General features: G+C 37.3%; 15 protein-coding genes. All 15 read right to left on the reverse strand.

Going from position 1 to position 20,449, the window contains the following annotated elements:
- Positions 1-109: 109 nt before the first annotated feature.
- Positions 110-1,264 (reverse strand): AI-2E family transporter, encoded by a 1,155-nt coding sequence (locus IGL90_RS07540; RefSeq protein WP_048737088.1) that lies wholly within the window; start codon positions 1,262-1,264, stop codon positions 110-112.
- 579 nt (positions 1,265-1,843) lie between these two features.
- Positions 1,844-5,818, reverse strand: a complete 3,975-nt coding sequence (locus IGL90_RS07545; RefSeq protein ID WP_048737259.1) for an endo-alpha-N-acetylgalactosaminidase family protein — start codon at positions 5,816-5,818, stop codon at positions 1,844-1,846.
- Positions 5,819-5,967: 149 nt separating this feature from the next.
- Positions 5,968-6,375: a PTS sugar transporter subunit IIA gene (locus tag IGL90_RS07550; RefSeq protein ID WP_048737261.1), complete on the reverse strand. Its 408-nt coding sequence runs from the start codon at positions 6,373-6,375 to the stop codon at positions 5,968-5,970.
- A gap of 19 nt (positions 6,376-6,394) precedes the next feature.
- Entirely contained in the window at positions 6,395-7,204 is an 810-nt protein-coding gene (locus IGL90_RS07555) for a PTS system mannose/fructose/sorbose family transporter subunit IID (RefSeq protein ID WP_002357254.1), read from the reverse strand.
- The gene (locus IGL90_RS07560; RefSeq protein WP_002357253.1) at positions 7,191-8,090 is read right to left on the reverse strand and encodes a PTS mannose/fructose/sorbose/N-acetylgalactosamine transporter subunit IIC; all 900 of its coding nucleotides are present in this window, start codon (positions 8,088-8,090) and stop codon (positions 7,191-7,193) included. The genes IGL90_RS07555 and IGL90_RS07560 overlap by 14 nt, the downstream gene beginning before the upstream one ends.
- Before the next feature lie 13 nt (positions 8,091-8,103).
- On the reverse strand, positions 8,104-8,583 hold the full coding sequence (locus IGL90_RS07565) for a PTS system mannose/fructose/N-acetylgalactosamine-transporter subunit IIB (RefSeq protein WP_002361968.1): 480 nt from the start codon (positions 8,581-8,583) through the stop codon (positions 8,104-8,106).
- Positions 8,580-10,394, reverse strand: a complete 1,815-nt coding sequence (locus IGL90_RS07570) for a glycoside hydrolase family 35 protein (RefSeq protein WP_174078482.1) — start codon at positions 10,392-10,394, stop codon at positions 8,580-8,582. The genes IGL90_RS07565 and IGL90_RS07570 overlap by 4 nt, the downstream gene beginning before the upstream one ends.
- A gap of 32 nt (positions 10,395-10,426) precedes the next feature.
- The gene (locus IGL90_RS07575; protein ID WP_082153286.1) at positions 10,427-11,368 is read right to left on the reverse strand and encodes a hexose kinase; all 942 of its coding nucleotides are present in this window, start codon (positions 11,366-11,368) and stop codon (positions 10,427-10,429) included.
- A gap of 15 nt (positions 11,369-11,383) precedes the next feature.
- Complete coding sequence (gene lacD / locus IGL90_RS07580; RefSeq protein ID WP_002357245.1) at positions 11,384-12,379, reverse strand: tagatose-bisphosphate aldolase; 996 nt, start codon at positions 12,377-12,379, stop codon at positions 11,384-11,386.
- A 22-nt stretch (positions 12,380-12,401) separates the two neighbouring features.
- Entirely contained in the window at positions 12,402-13,574 is a 1,173-nt protein-coding gene (gene agaS, locus IGL90_RS07585; RefSeq protein ID WP_002357242.1) for an SIS domain-containing protein, read from the reverse strand.
- An 11-nt stretch (positions 13,575-13,585) separates the two neighbouring features.
- Positions 13,586-14,317 (reverse strand): GntR family transcriptional regulator, encoded by a 732-nt coding sequence (locus IGL90_RS07590; RefSeq protein ID WP_002360115.1) that lies wholly within the window; start codon positions 14,315-14,317, stop codon positions 13,586-13,588.
- A 385-nt stretch (positions 14,318-14,702) separates the two neighbouring features.
- Positions 14,703-15,605 carry a glycosyltransferase family 8 protein gene (locus IGL90_RS07595; protein WP_002382420.1) on the reverse strand — a complete coding sequence of 301 codons (903 nt, stop codon included), beginning with the start codon at positions 15,603-15,605 and terminating at the stop codon, positions 14,703-14,705.
- Positions 15,595-16,440: a glycosyltransferase family 8 protein gene (locus tag IGL90_RS07600; protein WP_048737267.1), complete on the reverse strand. Its 846-nt coding sequence runs from the start codon at positions 16,438-16,440 to the stop codon at positions 15,595-15,597. Before IGL90_RS07600 ends, IGL90_RS07595 begins: the two co-directional genes overlap by 11 nt.
- 500 nt (positions 16,441-16,940) lie before the next feature.
- A complete protein-coding gene (locus IGL90_RS07605; protein ID WP_048737269.1) occupies positions 16,941-19,001 on the reverse strand; it encodes an LTA synthase family protein in 2,061 nt (686 codons plus the stop codon).
- A 41-nt stretch (positions 19,002-19,042) separates the two neighbouring features.
- The gene (locus IGL90_RS07610) at positions 19,043-20,431 is read right to left on the reverse strand and encodes an MFS transporter (protein WP_002391405.1); all 1,389 of its coding nucleotides are present in this window, start codon (positions 20,429-20,431) and stop codon (positions 19,043-19,045) included.
- Between the last annotated feature and the right edge of the window lie 18 nt (positions 20,432-20,449).

Raw genomic sequence — 20,449 nt, forward strand, 5'->3', positions numbered from 1 at the left:
AATTTTGATTTTTTATTTACTTTAAGTATAGCATATCAAAAATTCCAAATAATTAAACTTTCTTTTCCACTAAAAAACTTTTCGTCAACGCGCGACGAAAAGTTTTACTTTAGGATTCAATAGAATCTACAATCTTATCATTTTCTTTTGATTCATTTAGCCACTCCGAGACAATAATTTTAATGATTGCAGCAACAGGAACTGCTAAAAACATCCCTAAGACGCCGAAGTACGCTCCCCCAATCGTGATTGAAACAATAATTAAAATCGGATTGACATTTAGGGCATCTCCCATAATTCGAGGACCAATAATATTACCGTCAATTTGTTGTAAAATTAATAAAACTAGTAACACCGTAATGGCTTGAGTAACACCACCTGTGAAAAGCGTAATCACACCAGCAACAATTGACGCAAAAATCGAACCAAAATAAGGAATCATATTACAAATACCTAATAAAATCCCCAAAGTCACAGCAAATTTCACATTCAAAATACTTAACAAAATCGTTGATGAAACGCCAATTATACAGGCATCAAGAAATTGGCAGCTGATAAATTTATAGAAAATTTTATTCGTTGTATTTAACCAGGTTTGTGTTTGCTTGTACACTTTTTCAGACAGCAATTTGTGGGCAGCCTTTTTAACAAATGTCAAAATAGATTGCTTAAATACCAGCGCATATATTGAGATAATCAACGTCAAAAATGCATTTAAAAAGAATGAAGAAACATTTTTAGTCAACGTTCCTAATGAAAACAACGCTTGTGTCCATTGATTTAAAAAACGTTCTGGCGACAAATCTTTAAGGACACTATTTAAATATTTTTCAATCACGGCTGTTTTTAAAATCCCTTTATCTTCTAAACTCATCACAAACTGAACCATGTGATCATAAAAAGTGGGTAAAGAGTTTGCTAAATCTACTAAATTACTAATGAGTAGCGGAACGATATAGTTTAATGTCAAGACAAAAATAAACAAAATAATCAGGTACAAAAGGAGTACGCTCAAGCCGTGTTTCGCTTTTTTTACGGCTGGTAAAGGAACTCTTTCTAGTAATCCCTCGATTTTTTTCTGACTTCCACTCAATAAATAAGCAATCACGAACCCAGTAATGAATGGGGATAAGATGCCTAATAAACCCGAAACACTATGGACAAAGTGCTGATAATTCGTGATTAATAAATAGCCAACAATCAGCGCCATTACAAATAAAAAGCGGACAACCCAGTAATTCCAATCAACATTGTATTTCTTCAATCACTTCACCTCTAAATAAATTATGCCTATCATTGTAATTGTAAACGATTTGTGGCAAAAGGCAAGTTTGTCCATTCGTTCTTGATGAAATACACAAAGAAGCCTGACACTTTAAAAAATGTGTCTGTTTATTCTGCAGTATAAAAATGAGGCACTAGACCTTGCTTCTTCTCATAAAAGAAGTAGAGCGTGGGACAAAAATCACTTTGGATTTTTGCTTCACGCTCAAAAACTGATAAACGGCGGGAACAGAAGCAACACTACGCGTTGCTCCGATCTCAACAACTTCTAAGGTGTTTTCTCGACATGCGTCTCGTCACAGTACAGCCTTCAAAAGAGCTACAGCTCTAAGAGTTGCGATGTTTCACTGTGAAGCATGAACAGATGAAATCATCGTACCTACTTGGTGAAGGTCCTTCGGAAATAAGCCGAAATTGTTGAGAATCACGAAGAACGTAGTGATTCGATGATGAACAATACCTACTTGGTCTCCAAAAATTATAGAATAATTTCCGGAAATTCCTTCTTATTTCTCGGAGTTAAACACTTCTGTTCCGACCTCTTCTAGATAGACTAAATTTATTTTTTCGATTCCACTGTGACCGTAAAGTTATCCATAATGAAATCTTTATCGGCACCTGTTGTAAAAATACCAAACGTGGTGTTTCCTGAAGCATCCCCAATTATTTCTGCTTCATAATGCTTGGTTTGACCATCTGCTGCTGTCGAAGTCAACTCACCGACTGGCTTAAAGTCATTGTTATTTTTCAACTCCCCATTAATGGTCCCAGCAGTAAAGACATTTTCACCATCAGTTTGATAATCAAATTGGACCGTATATTTCTTGTTCGGTTCAAATTTAATATTTTGCGGAATTGTTTGAAGCATCAAACCTGCTCCTTGTTTATGGGCTTTCAAGGACCAGTTGCCTTCTAATACATCTGAAACAAGGTTTCCATTCCAACCATATTGTGTGTAAGGTTCATTTCTTTCTGATAAATGAATCCGTGGATCTTCTACACCACCAGCTGAGCCTTTAACAAACGGATATAACCCAACTGCTTGTGTGTCTTCAAAATCTTGCTTAATAACTGTTTGTTTGTCTGGGTTCATGATATCCGTTTGACGCTCAACAATTCGTAAATCATCAAATTTTGTAACGGAATTGCCTTTATCAACCGCTAACGTCACCGAGCCTTTTTTGGCATTATCTGGGATTTCAAAATCAATTCGCATATTTTGCATATACTGCGGATTTTTCCTGCTTGTATGGTTAATATCTGCCTGAATATAGTTTTGGGCAACCGAATTATTCACTGTCCGCGTATATTTTTTACCACCAATTTTAACAGTTACTGTGGCTTTGCGATCATGTGTTTCTGTGTTTAGATACAAACTATATTTTCCTGGTTTAGGAAGATTGATGTCTTGTTTGATTTCGGTTCTTTCTTTTTCTGAACTAAAGACATAATCACCGTTGGCATCTTTTTTAACCTCTCCATCACCTCGGAAAACTTTCCAGTTATTTTTCAAGGTATTGGCTTCATTAAATCCAGGATCTTTAAATGGTGTTCCTGTTCCGAATGTCATGGGTTCAATACTATCAGGTTCAGCAATGACATACGGTGTATTAGCCTCGGCTTGGATGGTCACTTGGTTATTTGTAGTGGCAATTGCGCCTTTGTCAATACGCCCTTGATCTGTTAATTCATATAAATGTAAATTCGTTTTTCCTTGCATTTTCTTATCCAATGACCAAGTGCTGGTACCGCCTTTTGGATTCCAGTGATATAGTTTGTCTTGACCATTGACATTCCAAGGCAGTAGATACGCATCACCTTTTAGAACTTCTGTCTCATTTAACGTAATGCTTCTTGGCGAATTAGCATCTGCTTGAGTAACGGTCACTTTTTCAGCACCGTTCGCTAATTTAATTGTGCCATAGATTTGACCATCTGCTGCTGTTGTAGTTTCCCAGTTTGTAATTTGGTAATGTTGTAAGAACTTAGTTGGGACATTAATGGCAAAAGTTTTTTGGCGATAGGTATTAAAATTGGTTTTACCCACCCAACCTTCATAGGCTTCAAATTCAGCTCCACCTAACAAAGGGTTGTCGGAAATAATCCAAGTGTCTTTTTGATGATTCCGAATAAAACGAACGATTGTACTGTTAAAGCCTTTCGTTGTTGTACCGCCGTAATCTTTTTCTGCAGACCAATGGTTCCAAACCGAGTCATACTCTAAAGCATTCGGAAATTCATTGGTTGTAAACCAACCGAGTGAATTAATTTCTTTACTTAGTTGACGACTTGCCCAACCTGATTCGCCTTGGTTGCCCCAAACATCAACATAAATATAATCTAGATTCGGTGCTTTTTGTTTTAATTCTTTAAAGCGCTCATAGCGACGACCACTCAATGTATCGGGTCTTTGTTTAATAAAATAAGACGGATCTAACCAATCCCAGCCACGCTTCGTTGGATCAACTAATTCCTCATTAAATCCTTTTGCTTCTGGGTAAGACTCGGTGTCATTAATATGCACACCGAAAACGGCATTTAATTTATGTCCTTCATCAATTAATTGATTCAACGCTTGTTCCCCACCAGGTCGCTGACCAATAGCACCGTAATCTGGATGCGCAGAATCATGTCCTTCATTTTGATACCCTTTTAGTAAATTCATTTGTCCTAATCCATCTGTTAAATTGTAAATACGTTTTGATTCGTCTAACGTCACTAAGAATGGGTTTGTCGCCTGACTAGCAAAGTTAAAAGGAATCCGTTGGTTGACTAATTCAGGGACTTTTTCCGCACCCATTGGGTTATTCATAATTGAACGGAACCCAATTGCCGCATCTTGCCAATCCACCCGATTGTCGTCGTTGCTATCTTTTGAGAATTTAACTTTCACTTCTGGCGTTTCTCCAGTTGTGTAATCTTCCGGTGCATCAAATGGTCGATAGGTCCATGCCCCACTTGACAAGGTTGTTACAAAACCAGTCGCCGCTTCTTTTGTTTGTTTATGGATTCGATTGTTGTCACTACCATCGACAGAGCCGTCTCCATAGGCGTTCGTCCAAAAACTTGCAGCATAATTCGCCGTATTTAAGAAACCATACATATATTTTTTCGTTTCTTCTTGGCTTGTTGTAGTTAAATCTTGGATAGTATCACCATTTTTATTTCCGTTATTTGCATTTGTCCCAGTATTCATCACAACGCCAGCAAAAGTCGCCCCTTCATCTGTACTATTGACAGAAATCAAGCCTTGATTTGGAATTGAAATTGTGTGTATTTTGGTTCCTTCTTCACGAATATCTGAGAGTTTCATAGCTAATTCTTGGCCTTCGGAAACAGTCAATGTCGTTGTGAAACGCAAACCAATTTCTGGGACAGCTACGTTATAAACGGCTTGATTTGCTTCACTCTTCTGTTTTTCAGCAGTTGCTTTATATGCTTTGCCATCAATCATTACTTGGTCAATTTTCTCGTGTTGGCCATTAAAAATCACTTGATTACTCTGAGGGTCTTCGTAGCGAATAATTCGTGGAAATTGTGGATCAACCACGGCTGTTAAATCTGCGGAAGAGATTTTGTCGCCTTTTTCAGCTTCATTGTCTTTAGCAACAACAATGCTGGCTTTTGCTTTGATGTTTGTATTTTCCAAAGTACCGTCGACTTCAAAAGTTCCTGGTTCTTTATATGCATCAGGATCGATTTCATTCCAACGGACTGCTTCATTGGCTTCTTTACCAGTATTATAGGTCACTTTTACTTGTTTCGGTAATTTTGGTGCGACACCAATTTTTGTAAAAACTTTGACTGGCGCAATTTGTGTCACTTCTGGCACAATTTCTGGAATGCTATCTACGGGGCCATTTTTAAAATAGTCATAATTGACAATTTTTTTGTCGTACCACAAACGGACACCCACATGTCCGGCTTCTGTTGGAATTTTGTCTCCATTGGCCAAAACAGGTTCTCCTTCGTAAATCAACGTGGTGTTAAGCCAGATAGTAATTTTTTCACCAACATAACGTACTTTCAACAAATAATTCGTATCTTCATTTAACGTTGGCCCAGAAATTGAATCATTCCACGAATTAGGGCTTTCAACTAACCATTTGCCATTCGCGTTATAGCCTACAAAAACCCAGCTATCTTTGGTATTACCACGTATAATCACACCCGTTCGACCGCTTCCAGCAGTGTATTTAAACTTTGTTTCTACTTCACCATCAGCTAATTTAGGGGAATCTAAATTTAAAGATACGGCATTATTACCTGCTGCTGCATCTCGTGAAATCGCCAATGACTCTCCTGCTAATTCTCGATTTGTTTTACCAATCACATCTTGCCACTCACCAGTTTTCCCTCCTGGAAAATCAGATTGCCACAATTTTTCTTCTGTTGCGGCAGGTTCCACCATTGATGAGCTTGTTTCAGTGCTGCTGTTTGTTGTTTCTTCTGCAGACGTACTTAATGGTACTAAAATCGTTGCGCTTGCCAATAGTGTCAATGTACTAAATCGTTTTATTTTTCCATGTTTCATCTGATAAATCAGCCCCCTAACATTTTTGAACGCGCTTTCATTATTAACAATTAAAGGGGCGTTCCAAAAATAAATTCTTTTATTTTTGGAACGTCCATCTCTAAATCATTCTCTTAAAAACTTTGATTACTTACGACAACAAGTCAGAATTATTCATCCTCGCCATCTACTGCAACATTTAGCAGCAATTCGTTGACTTTCACAATACTTTCTGCTGATTCCTTAACATAGTCACCTTCGATCGCTAATAAACTTGCATTTACATAGCTGATAACCATCGGTAAATTCATCCCAGTATATAAGTCAAACGAAGCACCTTGCATAATTTTTTTGGATAAAATATTACAAGGTGTCCCCCCTAATAGATCAGCAAAGACAACAAAATCTTCTAGCGATTCCGTAATCGCTTCAAATTTTTCTAAAAAGTCAGCTTCACCTTCTTCTGGTAATAAAGCAACAGTGGAAATTGTTTCTTGCGGTCCCATAATCATCTCCGCACTTTTTTTCAATTCCTCGCAAAAACGGCCATGACTTACTAAAACTAAATGTTCACTCATCGATTTTCTCCTGTCTTACTTATTTTGAAATAACACCTAACGCAGACAATGCGACACAGACAATTAATACGATAAAAATGGCTTTAGTAGACGTCATATTCTTTTTACCTAGCATCCAATAAACGCCACCGACAATTCCTGCAGGAAGTAGACGTGGTAAAATCATATCCAAGTTATTTTGCATGTTAAGTGTTACATCCCCAATACTTGGTGCCCATGATAGTTTGACATTAACCATCGTTGCCACTAAAGCGCCAACCATGAAGACCCCTAGTAAAGTTGCAGCGTCTGTTAAGGCAGTTAAGCGGTGTTGCATAGTTGTCACCAAAGAAATTCCTTCGCGATACGCAAATTCCAATTGTTTCCAACGGAAGACCATCACGGCAATTTGAGCAACAATCCAGATAAAGATACCAGTTGGGTTGCCATTAATCGCCATGTTGGCAGCTAGCGCCCCAAAAATAGTTGGAATTAAAGCTGCGAAAATTGAATCCCCAATTGCTGCAAACGGTCCCATTAAACCAGTTTTCAAACCTGAAACTGTTTGTTTTCCAGCAATGCCTTCTTTTTCTTCAATGGCCAAATCGATCCCTGTAATAATCGTATTAAAGAAGTTTGAAGTATTGAAAAATTGCGTGTGTGTTTTCATCACTTCTTTTAATTCAGGCGTATCATCCCCATAAATTTTACGCAATTGTGGCAAAATCGTATACAAGTAACCTGATCCTTGCATTCTTTCGTAGTTCCAACCTAATTGGAAAGTAAACAAGCTTCTGCGATTAATTTGTTTAAAATCTTCTTTCGTCAATTTATAATTAGATTTCGTCATCTTCAATCTCTCCTTCGTCTGAATCATTCGCTGCATGTTCTTTTTTGGCTGCTGGCCCACTCGGAATCATTTGACCATTTTTGTAGCTAATTGCGGCTAAAGCGAAACCAATTAAAGCAACTGCTAACATTGGTAGTGCGTTAAATACACCACTGAAGTCTTTCACAACGCTCGCAACAGATGTTCCTAAAAGTTGCATGTTTGTAAAGATTGTTCCTAGTAAAGCAGTTACAGTGAAACCAAGAATTAAATAAGGGAAATGTTTTTTCACTGGTAAGTAACGTAGTAAAATTGCAAAACCGACCGCTGGTAAGACCGCCCCAGCAACAGACAAGCCATCACCTAACCATTTCAAATCGCCATTTAGGACAGATACAACTTTTTGTACTAAACCACCACCAAAAGCAAGTGCTAAGAAGACTGGAATCATTCGAGAAAGAGACCAAGGTAAGGCACCCATTAAGAAGTTACGTTCAATTCCTTTATAGTTCATATCTTCGACCATTTTATCAATCCGATGTGCAAAGTAGGTATTCGCAAAACGAGCCAAAATGTCTAATTGAATCATTAAACTAGCAACTGGTACTGCAATAGCAGCGATTGCTTGTTCAGGGTTCATTCCTAAAGACACAGAAAATGCTGTGGCAAGAATCGTGCCTGAGTTAGCATCAATTTTGGAAGCACCCCCGAAAGTCCCAACTCCTAATACAGTTAATTGCATACTTCCACCAATAATAAGTCCTGCTTTAATATCCCCCATCACTAATCCTGCAAAAAGACCTGCAAACACTGGCGCACTTAATGAAGAATAAATTTGTAATTCATCTAAAATTTGGTATCCTGCGTATAATGTTAATAATAAGATCTGCCACCATAAGATATTCATTTTTTGTTCCCTCCTATTTTGTTATCAAACTCATAAAGTCTTCCGCTTTGTCACTTGGCACCATTTGAGCAATCAGATGGACACCTTTAGCATTTAACTCTTTAAAAACCTCAATATCTTGATCGACCACATTGATTGACTTAGTAATCGACCGTGTTTCGTTTGTTTGTGACATGTTCCCAACATTGATTTCTTTAATCGGCACCCCAAGTTCTACTAGTTTTAATAAACGATCTGGTTTCCGTACCACAATTAGTAAACGTTGTGAGTCGTATTTTCCTGCTAAAATATTTTGAGCAGCTTTTTCAACTGGTAACACGCTTAGTTTCACGCCAGCTGGTGTTGCTAATTTTAAGCCACTTTTTTCAATGGCATTCCCTGCAACCTCATCATCAACGACCATAATTCTGGAAATATTCAATTTTGTCGCCCATAAATTTGCCACTTGTCCATGAATCAAACGTCCATCAATTCTTACGCCAATAATACTCATTGTAATCCCTCTTTCATTTCTTTATATAGTGGTTCTTTTACTAACTGAATTTCTGGTTGGTACGTTCCTTCCGTTTCAAAAATGACGATCTCATTTTGCCCTTCTTTTAATAATCCTTTGGGAATATATAAGGAAAGCGTGGGACCAACATTCCAGAAACGACCAAGATTGGTTTGGTTAACAAAAACAATTCCTTTGCCGAATTTAGAAACATCAATAAATGTATCTTTCACTTCTGCTAACTCCACATGATACTGGTAAAAGCTTGGTTGATCAGGTTGCCATTCTCTTGAATAGTCTACCTGTTCACAGCTTGTCATAGGTAAACAATATTGTTGCCATTGCGTCATAAAATGTAAATCTGCCATGACACCCGTTCGAATCCCTTTTTTCTGAGTATCTGCAAATAATTTGTGCCCGTAATTGACACGACCCATATTTTCCATTAAAACATCGATTTGATTATTCTCTTGCGGCAGTGTAACGTAAATATCTTCGCCGATTTCCGTTTGATATTGCGTTGCTTGATGTACCTGATTGACAAATAATTGCAGACGATCACGACCGTCAATCACTCTTAGCTTTTCTTCTGCAGCATCTTTTTCAATGCTTGTTCGGTAAAGAAGATAGCCTGTATTTTGTCCTAATTGTTCCATGGTTTGCGGATAAACGCTAATTACTGGCTGACTAATCGTTTCTAAGGTTGCAAACAAACTCACTTTGTTGGTTAAAGGAATTGCTGTTTGCGCAAAAGATTCTTTTACTAATGGCTCAGCTTGTGGTAACGCAGGATACTCCTCGTGAAGCATTTTTTGTAACGCAAAATACTTTTCGGTTGGGTTCCCTTGTTCATCAAGTGGCGCATCATAATCATAGGAAGTGATTTGTGGTAAATCAATGGTTCCTCGTGCGGAGCAGCCATTCATAAACCCAAAATTGGTGCCGCCATGAAACATATATAAGTTGATACTGCCTAATGCTAATGCTTCTCTAACTGATTCAGCCAATTCTTGCGGATCTCGTTTAATAATTGGCTCTTTCCAACGATTAAACCAGCCATCCCAAAATTCCATACACATTAACGGCCATTTTTTACCATGTTCTTCAAAAAAGGCTTGCATCATACCGAAATTTTCTTTGGCTTTTGAGCCAAAATTCCCAGTTACTAAAATATCATCTTCAATCATGCTGCCTGCCCGCAATGTTGCGCGCCATGGCCCGTCAGAAGTAAAAAATGGTGCTGTCACGCCACGTGCAATCATCAAATCACGAATCGCCCGTAAATACGCTTTTTCTTCGCCAAATGAACCATATTCGTTTTCGATTTGAATCATTAAAATATTGCCACCGTTAGCAAGTTGATGCGGAACAATTTTTTCCATTAAAACATCATAATATTCCGCAACATGCTTCAGATAGGTTGGATTATTCGAACGCATCCGTCCTGGTTCATTTAATAGCCAAGCTGGAAAACCACCAAACTCCCATTCTGCACAAATATAAGGAGACGGCCGCACAATCGCATATAGTCCAAGTTCTTGTGCTAATTTTAAAAAGCGCTCCAAATCTAATATTCCCTCAAAATGAAATGTTCCTTTTTGCGGTTCATGTAAATTCCATGGTACATATGTCTCAACTGTATTGAAGCCTAAAGCTTTCAAGTTATAAAGTGAATGATACCAATCTGAGGGATCTACACGAAAATAATGAATGGCGCCTGATAAAATTTTAAATGGTTGACCATTTAAAAGAAACTCCTCTTTAATTTCAAATCTGTCCACATTGCCACCCTTTCTAGTAAACGCTTTCAATTGCTGGATAATTGCTAAATAAAGAAAGCTCTTTATTTAGCAATTTCAACTACTTGTATGTTCATAAGATGTTTCTTCACGTTCTCTACGTCTACATGCCCAGTCGTTCTTTCTTGGGCATTAGCCATTCCAGCCGCCATGCCCCATTTTAGCAGTTCGGCCGCTGGGGCATCCTTGGCTAGTCCATATGCAAGACCAGCAATGGTTGCATCTCCTGAACCAACAGGATTTTTAGCTTGAATCGTTGGAATTTTTACACGATAGAATTGATCGTGATGTTTGGCAATTGCACCATCTTTTCCTAAAGATACGACAATCCATTCAATTCCAGCAAACATTGGTTTTGTTAAAGCTGTTTGTACAGTTGCTAATGGATTTTCTGAAAAATCTTGCTCTAGCAATCCTTCTAGTTCCTCTAAATTAGGTTTAATTAAATACGGTTTCCATGGTCCTTGAAGAACTTGCCTTAAACTATCACCAGAAGTATCTAGTAGTACTTTAACCTCTTGTGCTTGAGCTTTTTGAACTAATTCTTGATAAAAATTTGATGCTAATCCTTTCGCTAAACTGCCAGAAATTGTGACAATTTCTGCTTTCTTAATTAATTGATCGAAATTTTCAAGGAAGTTACTGATTTCTTCTGGGGAAACAGTCGGTCCAGCTTCTAAAATTTCAGTTTGATTCCCTTCGTGCAAAATCGCAATCGAATCACGCGTTTCTTCTTTGATTGACGTAAATGCTTGGGGGATGTTTGCTTTCTTTAACTCGTTTGCAATAAACGCCCCATGAAAACCACCAAGAACGCCGGTAGCTATAACATCTCCACCTAAATCATGAATGACACGAGTGACATTTAATCCTTTGCCACCAGGGGTTTTGGTCACCTGACTGGTCCGATTAACGGTATCAAGCTTTAGATGATCTAATAGGTAGGAGATATCAATTGACGGATTCATTGTTACTGTTACTATCACAGCTATGCCTCCCAATTATCCTTCGTTTACTTGAACTTTTGCATGCCAAGAGCTGGCGGTTGCCGCGATGACTTCATTTAAACTTTCAATGTTTTCTCGGCCTTCTGTTTTTAACCAATCACAAGCCGCAGTTTCTCCTGCTTCAACGAAAGGTTTCACGCCATTTTTCCACGTAGCACGGCCACATAAAACACCATTAAATGTTGAACCAGCTTCTTTAGCGAAACGTAGTGTTTCTTGGAATAGCTCTGTTGAGACACCGGCACTTAAAAAGATAAATGGTAAATCAGTGGCTTGACTTTGTTCTAAGAAATAATTCGCCGCTTCCTCTTTTGTATACGCTGTTTCAGCCGGCGCAAAACCTTCTACAAAATTCATATTAACTGGAACTTCCACTTTCAATACATCTACTTTATATTGGGGTTTAGAAAATTCTTTCATCATTTCATTCACTTTATGCGGTTTAACTTTTGCATATTCTAAAGAAGTTGCATCTGCTATTTGTGCATCGTAAGAAACTAATTCTAAGTAAAATGGTAGGTCTTCTTCTGCACATTCACTTCCTAAGCGTTCAATGAATACATGTTTTTGATGATTGATTTCTGGATCCTCATCCACATCATAGTAGAGTAAAAATTTAATCGCGTCTGCGCCTTCTTCTTTCAAGCGTAAAACAGACCAATCTGCTAGTAAATCAGGCAATCGTCCCGGAGTTGTTGCATCATAGCCCGTTTTTTCATAAGCGAGTAACAATCCAGCCTCGGTATCGCGTGCTTTTGCAGCAGGCAATCCATATTCTGGATCCAATAAAATGGCGGACGCATAAGGTGTCAATTCTTTCGAGACCAATTCTTTAAACGTTTCAATTTGTGCATCGGTTGGCTCTACATCTAGTGCTTTGATCATTTTTTTCAAGGCACCTCGTTGATCAATGGCTAATGCGCTAATGATTCCTTCTTGGGTTGACAAACGATCCATTGCCGCTTTTTTTCCAGCTGTTAACGTAAGCATAGTTCCTCCTCCAAATGTTGTATTATTTATAGTCATAAATCGTTACGCCTTTAACCACACGATTCACTGTACCTGTCGGTGAAGGGGTATCCGGTTTATTTCCAACTTTAATAGATGTTAAAAGTGCGACTGTTTGGGCTACCATGATATCTGCTAATGCTAAATAGCCATCAGGTAATAGAGCAGTTTCTGCGGAATATTCAATAGTTGAACCTGAGAAATTACGTTTGCCAGGTTGAGCAATCGCAAAAACACCCGCCGCAATTTCGTCACCGTGAACTTCTTCTAAGATATCCAAGTCATAATCTCTTGTGTATGGTGTATTATTAACAAAACCAAACATTATTGTTTTTTCATTAATAAATGATTTTGGTCCATGACGGAAGCCCATAGAAGAGTCAAAAATTGTGGCAACTTTGCCGGCTGTTAGTTCTAAAATTTTCAATTGCGCTTCTCTTGTCAAACCAGCTAAACTTCCAGAACCAACATAAACAATGCGTTCAAAATCAAGGTTAACAATTTCATTTAATTCTTCTTCACGGGATAGCACTTCTTCACCTAATTTAATTAGAGCGGTTACATAATCTTGTTTTTGCTCAAAGGCTGTTTGATCAAAGAGTAGTAATGTACCCAAGGTCATGCAAGAAAAGCTACCAGTCATCGCAAAACCACCATCATTGGAACGTGTTGGCATTAAGAATAAAAAGCTGTTTTCTTCTTTTTGGCTTATTTGTGCCAGTTGTCCTTCTTCGGCACAAGTGATCGCTAAATGATGAATTGTTTCAACCACTTGATTAGCTACTTCAACTGCCGCTAAACTTTCAGGACTATTTCCACTTCTTGCAAACGAAACTAACAATGTTGGTTCGTCTTTAATCAGATAATCTTCTGGTTTGGCCACAATATCCGTTGTCCCAATACTTTCGAATGAAAAGGCTTGTGTGTCGCCGTGTGCTCGGAGATAAGGTACAACAGTATCACCGACATATTGCGAAGTCCCTGCTCCTGTAAAAATTACTCTTGTGCGTTTTCCTTGCGCTTTGGCTTGGACTTCTTTTAAAAAGTTTTCCAAAGCTGTTTGATTTTCATGATAAAGTGTCACGGTTTCTTGCCAAAGCTCAGGTTGCTGACGAATTTCACGTGTCGTGATTTCCGCTCCTAGTTGTTCTAGTTCTTCTTTTTCTGCTGTAAACATACTTAACTCTCCTAACTATTCCGAATATGGCGTATCTGATAATGAAATTGGTCTGCTCGCGCCACACTCAACGTAAATTCAATAATTTCATTTTTCATGTTATATGTCTGGCGTGCTAAATGAAGGACTGGCGCTCCTTCTGGAATCATCAATAATTTGGCATCTTCTTTTGACGCAATGCTAGCATATAATTCTTCATCAGCTAAACGAACGGTTTGCTTAAAATCTTCTGAAAATAGATCATATAATGGTTTGCTACGTAGTAATTGATCCGTGAGTGATAAGAAAAATTTCACAGGCAAGTATGTGTCTTCAACCATTAATGGCTCGTTATCAGCAATCCGCAACCGACTTAATTTAAAAACTGCCTCTCCTAACGAAAGATTCAAATGCTGACAAATAAATTTATCCGCTTCCAATTTTTCGAAGGATAATATACGGGTATGTGGTTTTCGACCCAGCCCTTTCATTTGTTCTGTAAAACTATATGCGCCAGCTAAATCAGCGGCCTCTTTTTTTATATCTGAAACAAATGTTCCTTTGCCATGACGACGATAGATGGAACCTCTATTTTCTAGTTCTTGTAGCGCTAACCGGACCGTCGTCCGACTCACTCCATATTGTGCAGTCAATTCACGTTCAGAGGGCAACTTGTCATGAGGAATCATGCATGTTTCGATTCGTTCCTGCAGCAAATCAACAAGTTGATGATACAAAGCTTTGTTTTTAAAGGCATTTTCCATAACTTTCTCCTTTACCCTAACTGGTTATAACCACAAACCAATAGTACGGTGGTTTTTTTTATTTTGTCAATAAAAAGTATTAATAAATATCTTCATACCGCTATAACCTTGAAATGATAACGTTTACATTTTTTTATTTTTCTTTATTGTAATATTTTTTTCCTCAAGAAATCATTTTTTTATAAAAAACCATCCTTAAATATGATACCAGTTGCTGGCTTTATTTTAAATAGACAAAAAAGAGTATGAGACAAAAATCACTTTAGATTTTTGTCTCATACTCAAAATCTGAAAAACAGTTCGATCCCGACTTCTTCGTTTCTATTGTTTGGTTCTGGCAACAACTAACAAGTAACTGATTTTACGAAATCCATGACAATATTCATTATTGAGCATATTCAATCCTTCTGCTAATTTTCGTATAAGATAAATATTGATTGAATGTGTTGACACAACGAAAGGCCGTCCTATTCGCATATTGATCATAATAACGCTTGGTATACCACTGAAATTCTTTCGTCCAAGGTTTGACATGGCCAGTAAAGTGGATAATGGATGGTGCTCTTCTCGTTTCTTCATATTGTTTTTCTCCATAAATAGTTGGATGTTTTTTCGCTTTTGACAGAATATAACCTTGGGCGTTCCACTTAGGATGCAACAGGGTCCAACGGTCGTGTAAAACCGCATTCAATGCATCTTGATCATGGAAACGTAATTTATCTGGATTTTCTTCAATAAATCTTAAGACTTTAGTGGTTACATCTAAATTCAACCATTTTTTAACATCGATTAGCAACAAGCCTGAGTTAAAATAACACATAGATTCTGCAGGAATCGCCATTTTTTCCAAACGTTGATGGAACCCTGCATCTTCAACAGCGGCGATGATATTTTCACCTAAATCAACTGTCCATAATTTTGCGACATCATCTAAGGCAATCATGTCACAATCCATATACAACAGCCGTTCGATCTGGCTTCCTCTAAACAGCTCTGGAATAGCAATCCTGTAGTAAGCTGTTTTGGGAATTCGTTCACTGGTTACAACATTTTTGAAAAAATGGGGGTTGATTTTTAAAAATGTTAACTCTGCATTGATTTGGGTATGTTTAATCGTAAAATACAGTAGTTGCTTGCTTTCAAAATTGATATTGTCATCAATCACATAAAAATGAACAGCTGCCGCTGAAGGACTATTTTCTAAAATTGAAACAAACATAGCAGCAAGATGCGGTACAAAGTTGGTATTGCAACAGGAGACAATCGCTAATTCTTTTCTATTTTCCATTTCTTGCACCTACTTTCTTTAACTTGTTTAGATAAAGAGCTGTATAAGGATGATTTTCTAACGTATTCCAGGGTTTATCGTGACCAGTAAAATGAATAATCGCTGGCTCTTGATTTCCCGCTGCATATAATTTTTGGTAAGCCTCATTAGGCGCTTCATGACGATTAAAAACTAAAGACGTCTGCATATTCCATCTTGGTTCTAGAGCTAGCCAATCTTCATAAAGAACAGCGTTTAAAGCATCTTGATCATGATAAACTATGCGGTCCCCATTTTCTTCTAGATACTGAATTGTTTTTTGAGTGATTGCTTTCTCGTTCCATCGGTCAATATCAATCATCATGACTCCAGAATTAAAATAATAATCGGAGGAATGGATGCCCAAACGTTTCAAGGCATATGCTTGACCAGGATCAATAACCGCGCCAATCGTTTGGTTCACTAATGGCGTATCATACAACTGGACAATATCATCTAAAACCAGCGTATCTGCATCTAAATAAAGAACCTTTTTATAGCTATATTTTTGTAAAAGTGACGGTAAAGAAATGCGTAAGTAAGCGGTCGTTGTAATATGATCACTCACTAAAAAATTTTGATAAACTTCTTTGTCTGCTGTTAGAAATTCAACAGTCGCACTTTGTGAGTTACTACTAACCGTTTCTCGGAGTGCTTTTTTGCTAGATAGCGACAGCCCATCATCAATCACATAAAAATGAACAGGTCTCTCCGCATGACAATTTTCTAAAACAGTTGTCATCATTACATTCAAATAAGGAGCATAATTTTCGTCTGAAGCTGTCACAATTGGCACAATCTTCTGAGTTTTTCTCATCAAAACCACTCTCCTCTTTTATTTTTATAGCTAAGTTCCTATTCAGAATAGGCCCTGAAAAACTTATCTGCAAATCATATGCTCATTATTTTATAATATAATTATAATAAAAATATATTTTATGGCTATAAAATAATTTTGTTTTCCGTTAACAACTATTAAAAAAACAACATTTCTCTTACTTTATCCTCAAAAATACTATTTATTTAATACTTGTTTTACTAATTTTTTTATCTAGAAATCCGCCTGTTGTATTTTCTGTTGATAGTAATTTTAAAATGTACAGCGAAACTTAATATAAATTCTAAACTGACTTCTTACTCAATAAAAGAGCGAAAGAGCCTGGGACAAAAATCACTTTGGATTTTTGTTCCAGGCTCAAAACCTGATAAATGGCGGGAACAGAACCAATTCCTTCGAAAATAAACGGTTCTGTCCTGACCTTCTTCACTTCATACAAGATCCTTTTTCCCTTACAAAAATTATCCTTCTTAAATGATCTACGGCGTATTCGGATAATTTTGGACTGTCGTTTGATTGCCATTTTGACTAAACAAGCTAGTTGATTGTGCATTTTTTTGTTTTTCTACTTCTAAGACTTTGTTTTTTTCAAAAGCCACATCATAGTTGTAGTCCTTTGGTTGCACTTCTTGGAATCCTTGTGGTTTATAAAAACGTAAAAGGTTTTCCTGATTTAATTTGTCAGATAAACTTAACGATTTTTTCACCCAATCGTTATCTTTCGTGACTTCTGCTTTTAAATCTGCTGGAACTTGGTCTAATTTTTTTCCTTGATTATTGTAGATTTCCCCACCTAGATAAGAAAATTGAGGCGTTACAAAATCGCCATTTCTAAAAGGAACCACTTGTTTATATTGAGGAGATAAAAGGTCCGTGCCAAAATGGATATAATTTTTATCATCGACACCTAAAAGATGGTACAGTGTCGGTAAAACGTCAATTTCCCCACCATATTCGTGCATGATTTTCCCTTGCGTATAGCCTGGCATGTAAAACATCAAAGGTACTCTTTGCAATTGCGCATTGTCATAGTTTGTCCACGTTTTTGGATCGCGGTTGAAGGCTTTACATAAGTCCTTGTTGTTCGCATCTGAAATACCGAAGTGGTCACCATAAATAACAAAAATAGAATGATTGTATAAACTTGTTGTTTGCAAGTAATGGAAAAATTGTTCTAGCGATTGATCCAAATAGTGCGCTGTTCGAACATAATCATCCACAATCGAATTGCCTGTGTTCAATTTAGGAAACGGGAAGTTTTGGTCATCCGTATAATAAGGGGTATGATTGGTCACAGTTAAAAACTTCGCATAGAATGGCTGCTGTAAATGCTCAAGCTCACTAGCTGATTCACGCAACAATTGTTTATCTAAAATACCGTAACCTAGCATTTTGTCATCTTTTGAAAAATATGACCGATCAAAAAAGTATTGATAACCTAAGTTTTTATACACATGGTCTCGATTCCAAAAACTCCCCACATTCCCATGGAAAACAGCGGTTGTATAGCCTTTTTGTCCTAAAACTGCGGGAGCCGCTTCGAAAGTATTGTCTGATCCTAATTGTGTAAAAAGAGAGCCTTGCGGTAACCCGAATGTTCCTGTTTCCAACATGTTCTCCGCATCACTCGTTTTTCCTTGCCCTACTTCATGAAAGAAATTATCAAAACTGATTGTCGCTTTGTTTTGATAGAGCTGATTTAAAAACGGTGTAACCTCTTGGCCTTGGACTTTCATATTAATCAAAAATTGTTGAAAACTTTCTAAATGAATCACAAATACATTTTTTCCTTTGGCAATCCCGGCATACTGCGGATTAAGCGGTAAATTGTTTTGCTTGGTAAATTTCATGATTTCAGGTAATTCGTTTGAACTAGCTTCTGCTCTTACCTCATTTGACATGGCTGTTTTGACACCATCGATGGCTGTGAATGCATCCAAGCCAAGATATTTTACAATATAATTACGATCAAAAATTCTTTGAAGCAATTGAGGACGATCGGTTTCGCTTAAAAATAAGTTAACCGAAAAGAGCAAGACACTTAAACAACTAATTGAGATCGCCAATCTTCTGTTGATAGGTTTGGTCACAAAGACTTGATGATTCCGTCGCTGTTTAAAAGAGTAAAATACCAAAACGAGCAGCACTAAAGTATCTAGCCAATAAAAGACATCGTGGACTCTCATTAAAGCAAGTAAATCACCAGAAATCCCTTCTGAAACTTTTGAAAAGCCAAAAACAGATTGGATGGTAATAAAGTCAGTGAATTCACGATAAAAAATAATATTCAAATATAAAATTAATGTATTTAAAACATTTAAAAGAGTTAAGCTAAGCATAAATGTTTTATGCTTTTTAAAATACAAACTAAAACCAAATAATAACAGCGTAGTAGCAACTGGATTGAACCATAAAATTTCTCGCTGGAGACTGCCCTTAACGCCCAATGAGAAATCTAGGTAATACGCCAGAATCGTTTTTGCCCAAAAGAGTAAAACAAAAAATAAAAAGAGTCCTAATCGGTTATTTATTTTTTTCATCTAAGTTTGTCTTCCTTTCCCTTCAAAAAAATCTTGATTTGTTAAAAATAAAACCTAACTCTGCGCAATGACTTTTTCGCTAGCGGAGAATTGGATAAATAACTTAAAAAGATAATCGCAATGGCGCAACATCCAAATAAAAGCCATACGTTTGTAAAAGGTGTTCGAGTAAGCGAACTAGTAATAGGCTTTGTAATTAAAAGACTTGGTAGCGCAACCCCTAAAGAATTGCCAATTTGCTTACATGTCACCGCAATGGCTGCTGCCGTTCCTGACTGAGAAAGTGGCATTCCTTCAATCGCTGTAATGGTAATCGGTGAATTTAACATCCCAAACCCAATGCCTAAAAAGATATAAATAATAAATAAAATAATCATAGGCGTTGTTTTAGTTACAAATAATTGTAAAAAGCTAACAGCCAACATTGAAATACCACAAAGCATAATAGGACGTTTCGTCCCTATTCTCCCTACCATTTCGCCGGCTCTCGGTGCAACAAGAAAACTAACAAAAGCCAAAGGAATGGTTGATAAGCCAGCTTCCAACGGGCTGAAGCCTCTCATTTCTTGCAAATATAGCGTGTTTAAAAATAAATAGCCGTTATATATGATGAAGCCAAAAATAGCTAAAAAAGAAGCCGATGTAAATGGAATAGATAAAAAGAAACGCGGGTTGATTAACGGATTGTCAATGTTATATTCATAAATAAAGAAAATGACAATGGCTAAACAGCCGATTATCCCAGTACTTAAAATATCTGGCGCGAAAAGCCCTTTTCTAGGTAGTCCGATAATGGAATAGATAGAACTAAATAGAAAAAGAATCATCAATGCTTGACCAACAAAATCATTTTTCGCCGTTTTCTCTACTTTTGACTCAGGTACAAACTTTTGTGTAAGGATAATTGCCGCAGCAATGATCGGTACATTTACAAAAAAGACATACCGCCAGCTAAAATAAGAAACAATTAGTCCGCCAATAATCGGGCCCATGCCTAAGGAAATCCCTGTAACAGAGCCCCACAAGCCAATTGCTTTCGCTCTTTCTAACTTTTCGGTAAATACCTGTGTAATAATAGACATTGCTACCGGATTTAACATAGAACCGCCAATCCCTTGCAACATGCGAAACGCGATCAATTGCCCTGGGGTTTGCGAAATCCCACATAGGAAAGACGCTAAACCAAAACAGGCTAAGCCCAATTGAAGGACTCGTTTACGGCCAATTCGATCTGCTGTAGACCCAGACAACAATAATAAGGATGCTACCATTAAAGTGTAGCCATCTGTTACCCACTGTAATGTAGACAGATTCGTGTGAAAATCACTTTGAATGGATGGTAACGCCACATTGACAACCGTAACATCCATGGTCACTACAAACAAACTCATGCAACAAGTATACAAAATAACTTTTTTTCTATCGATCATAAAAACAGTCCTTTCTAG

The organism is Enterococcus sp. DIV1307a (assembly GCF_050537425.1).
Lineage (GTDB): Bacteria > Bacillota > Bacilli > Lactobacillales > Enterococcaceae > Enterococcus > Enterococcus faecalis.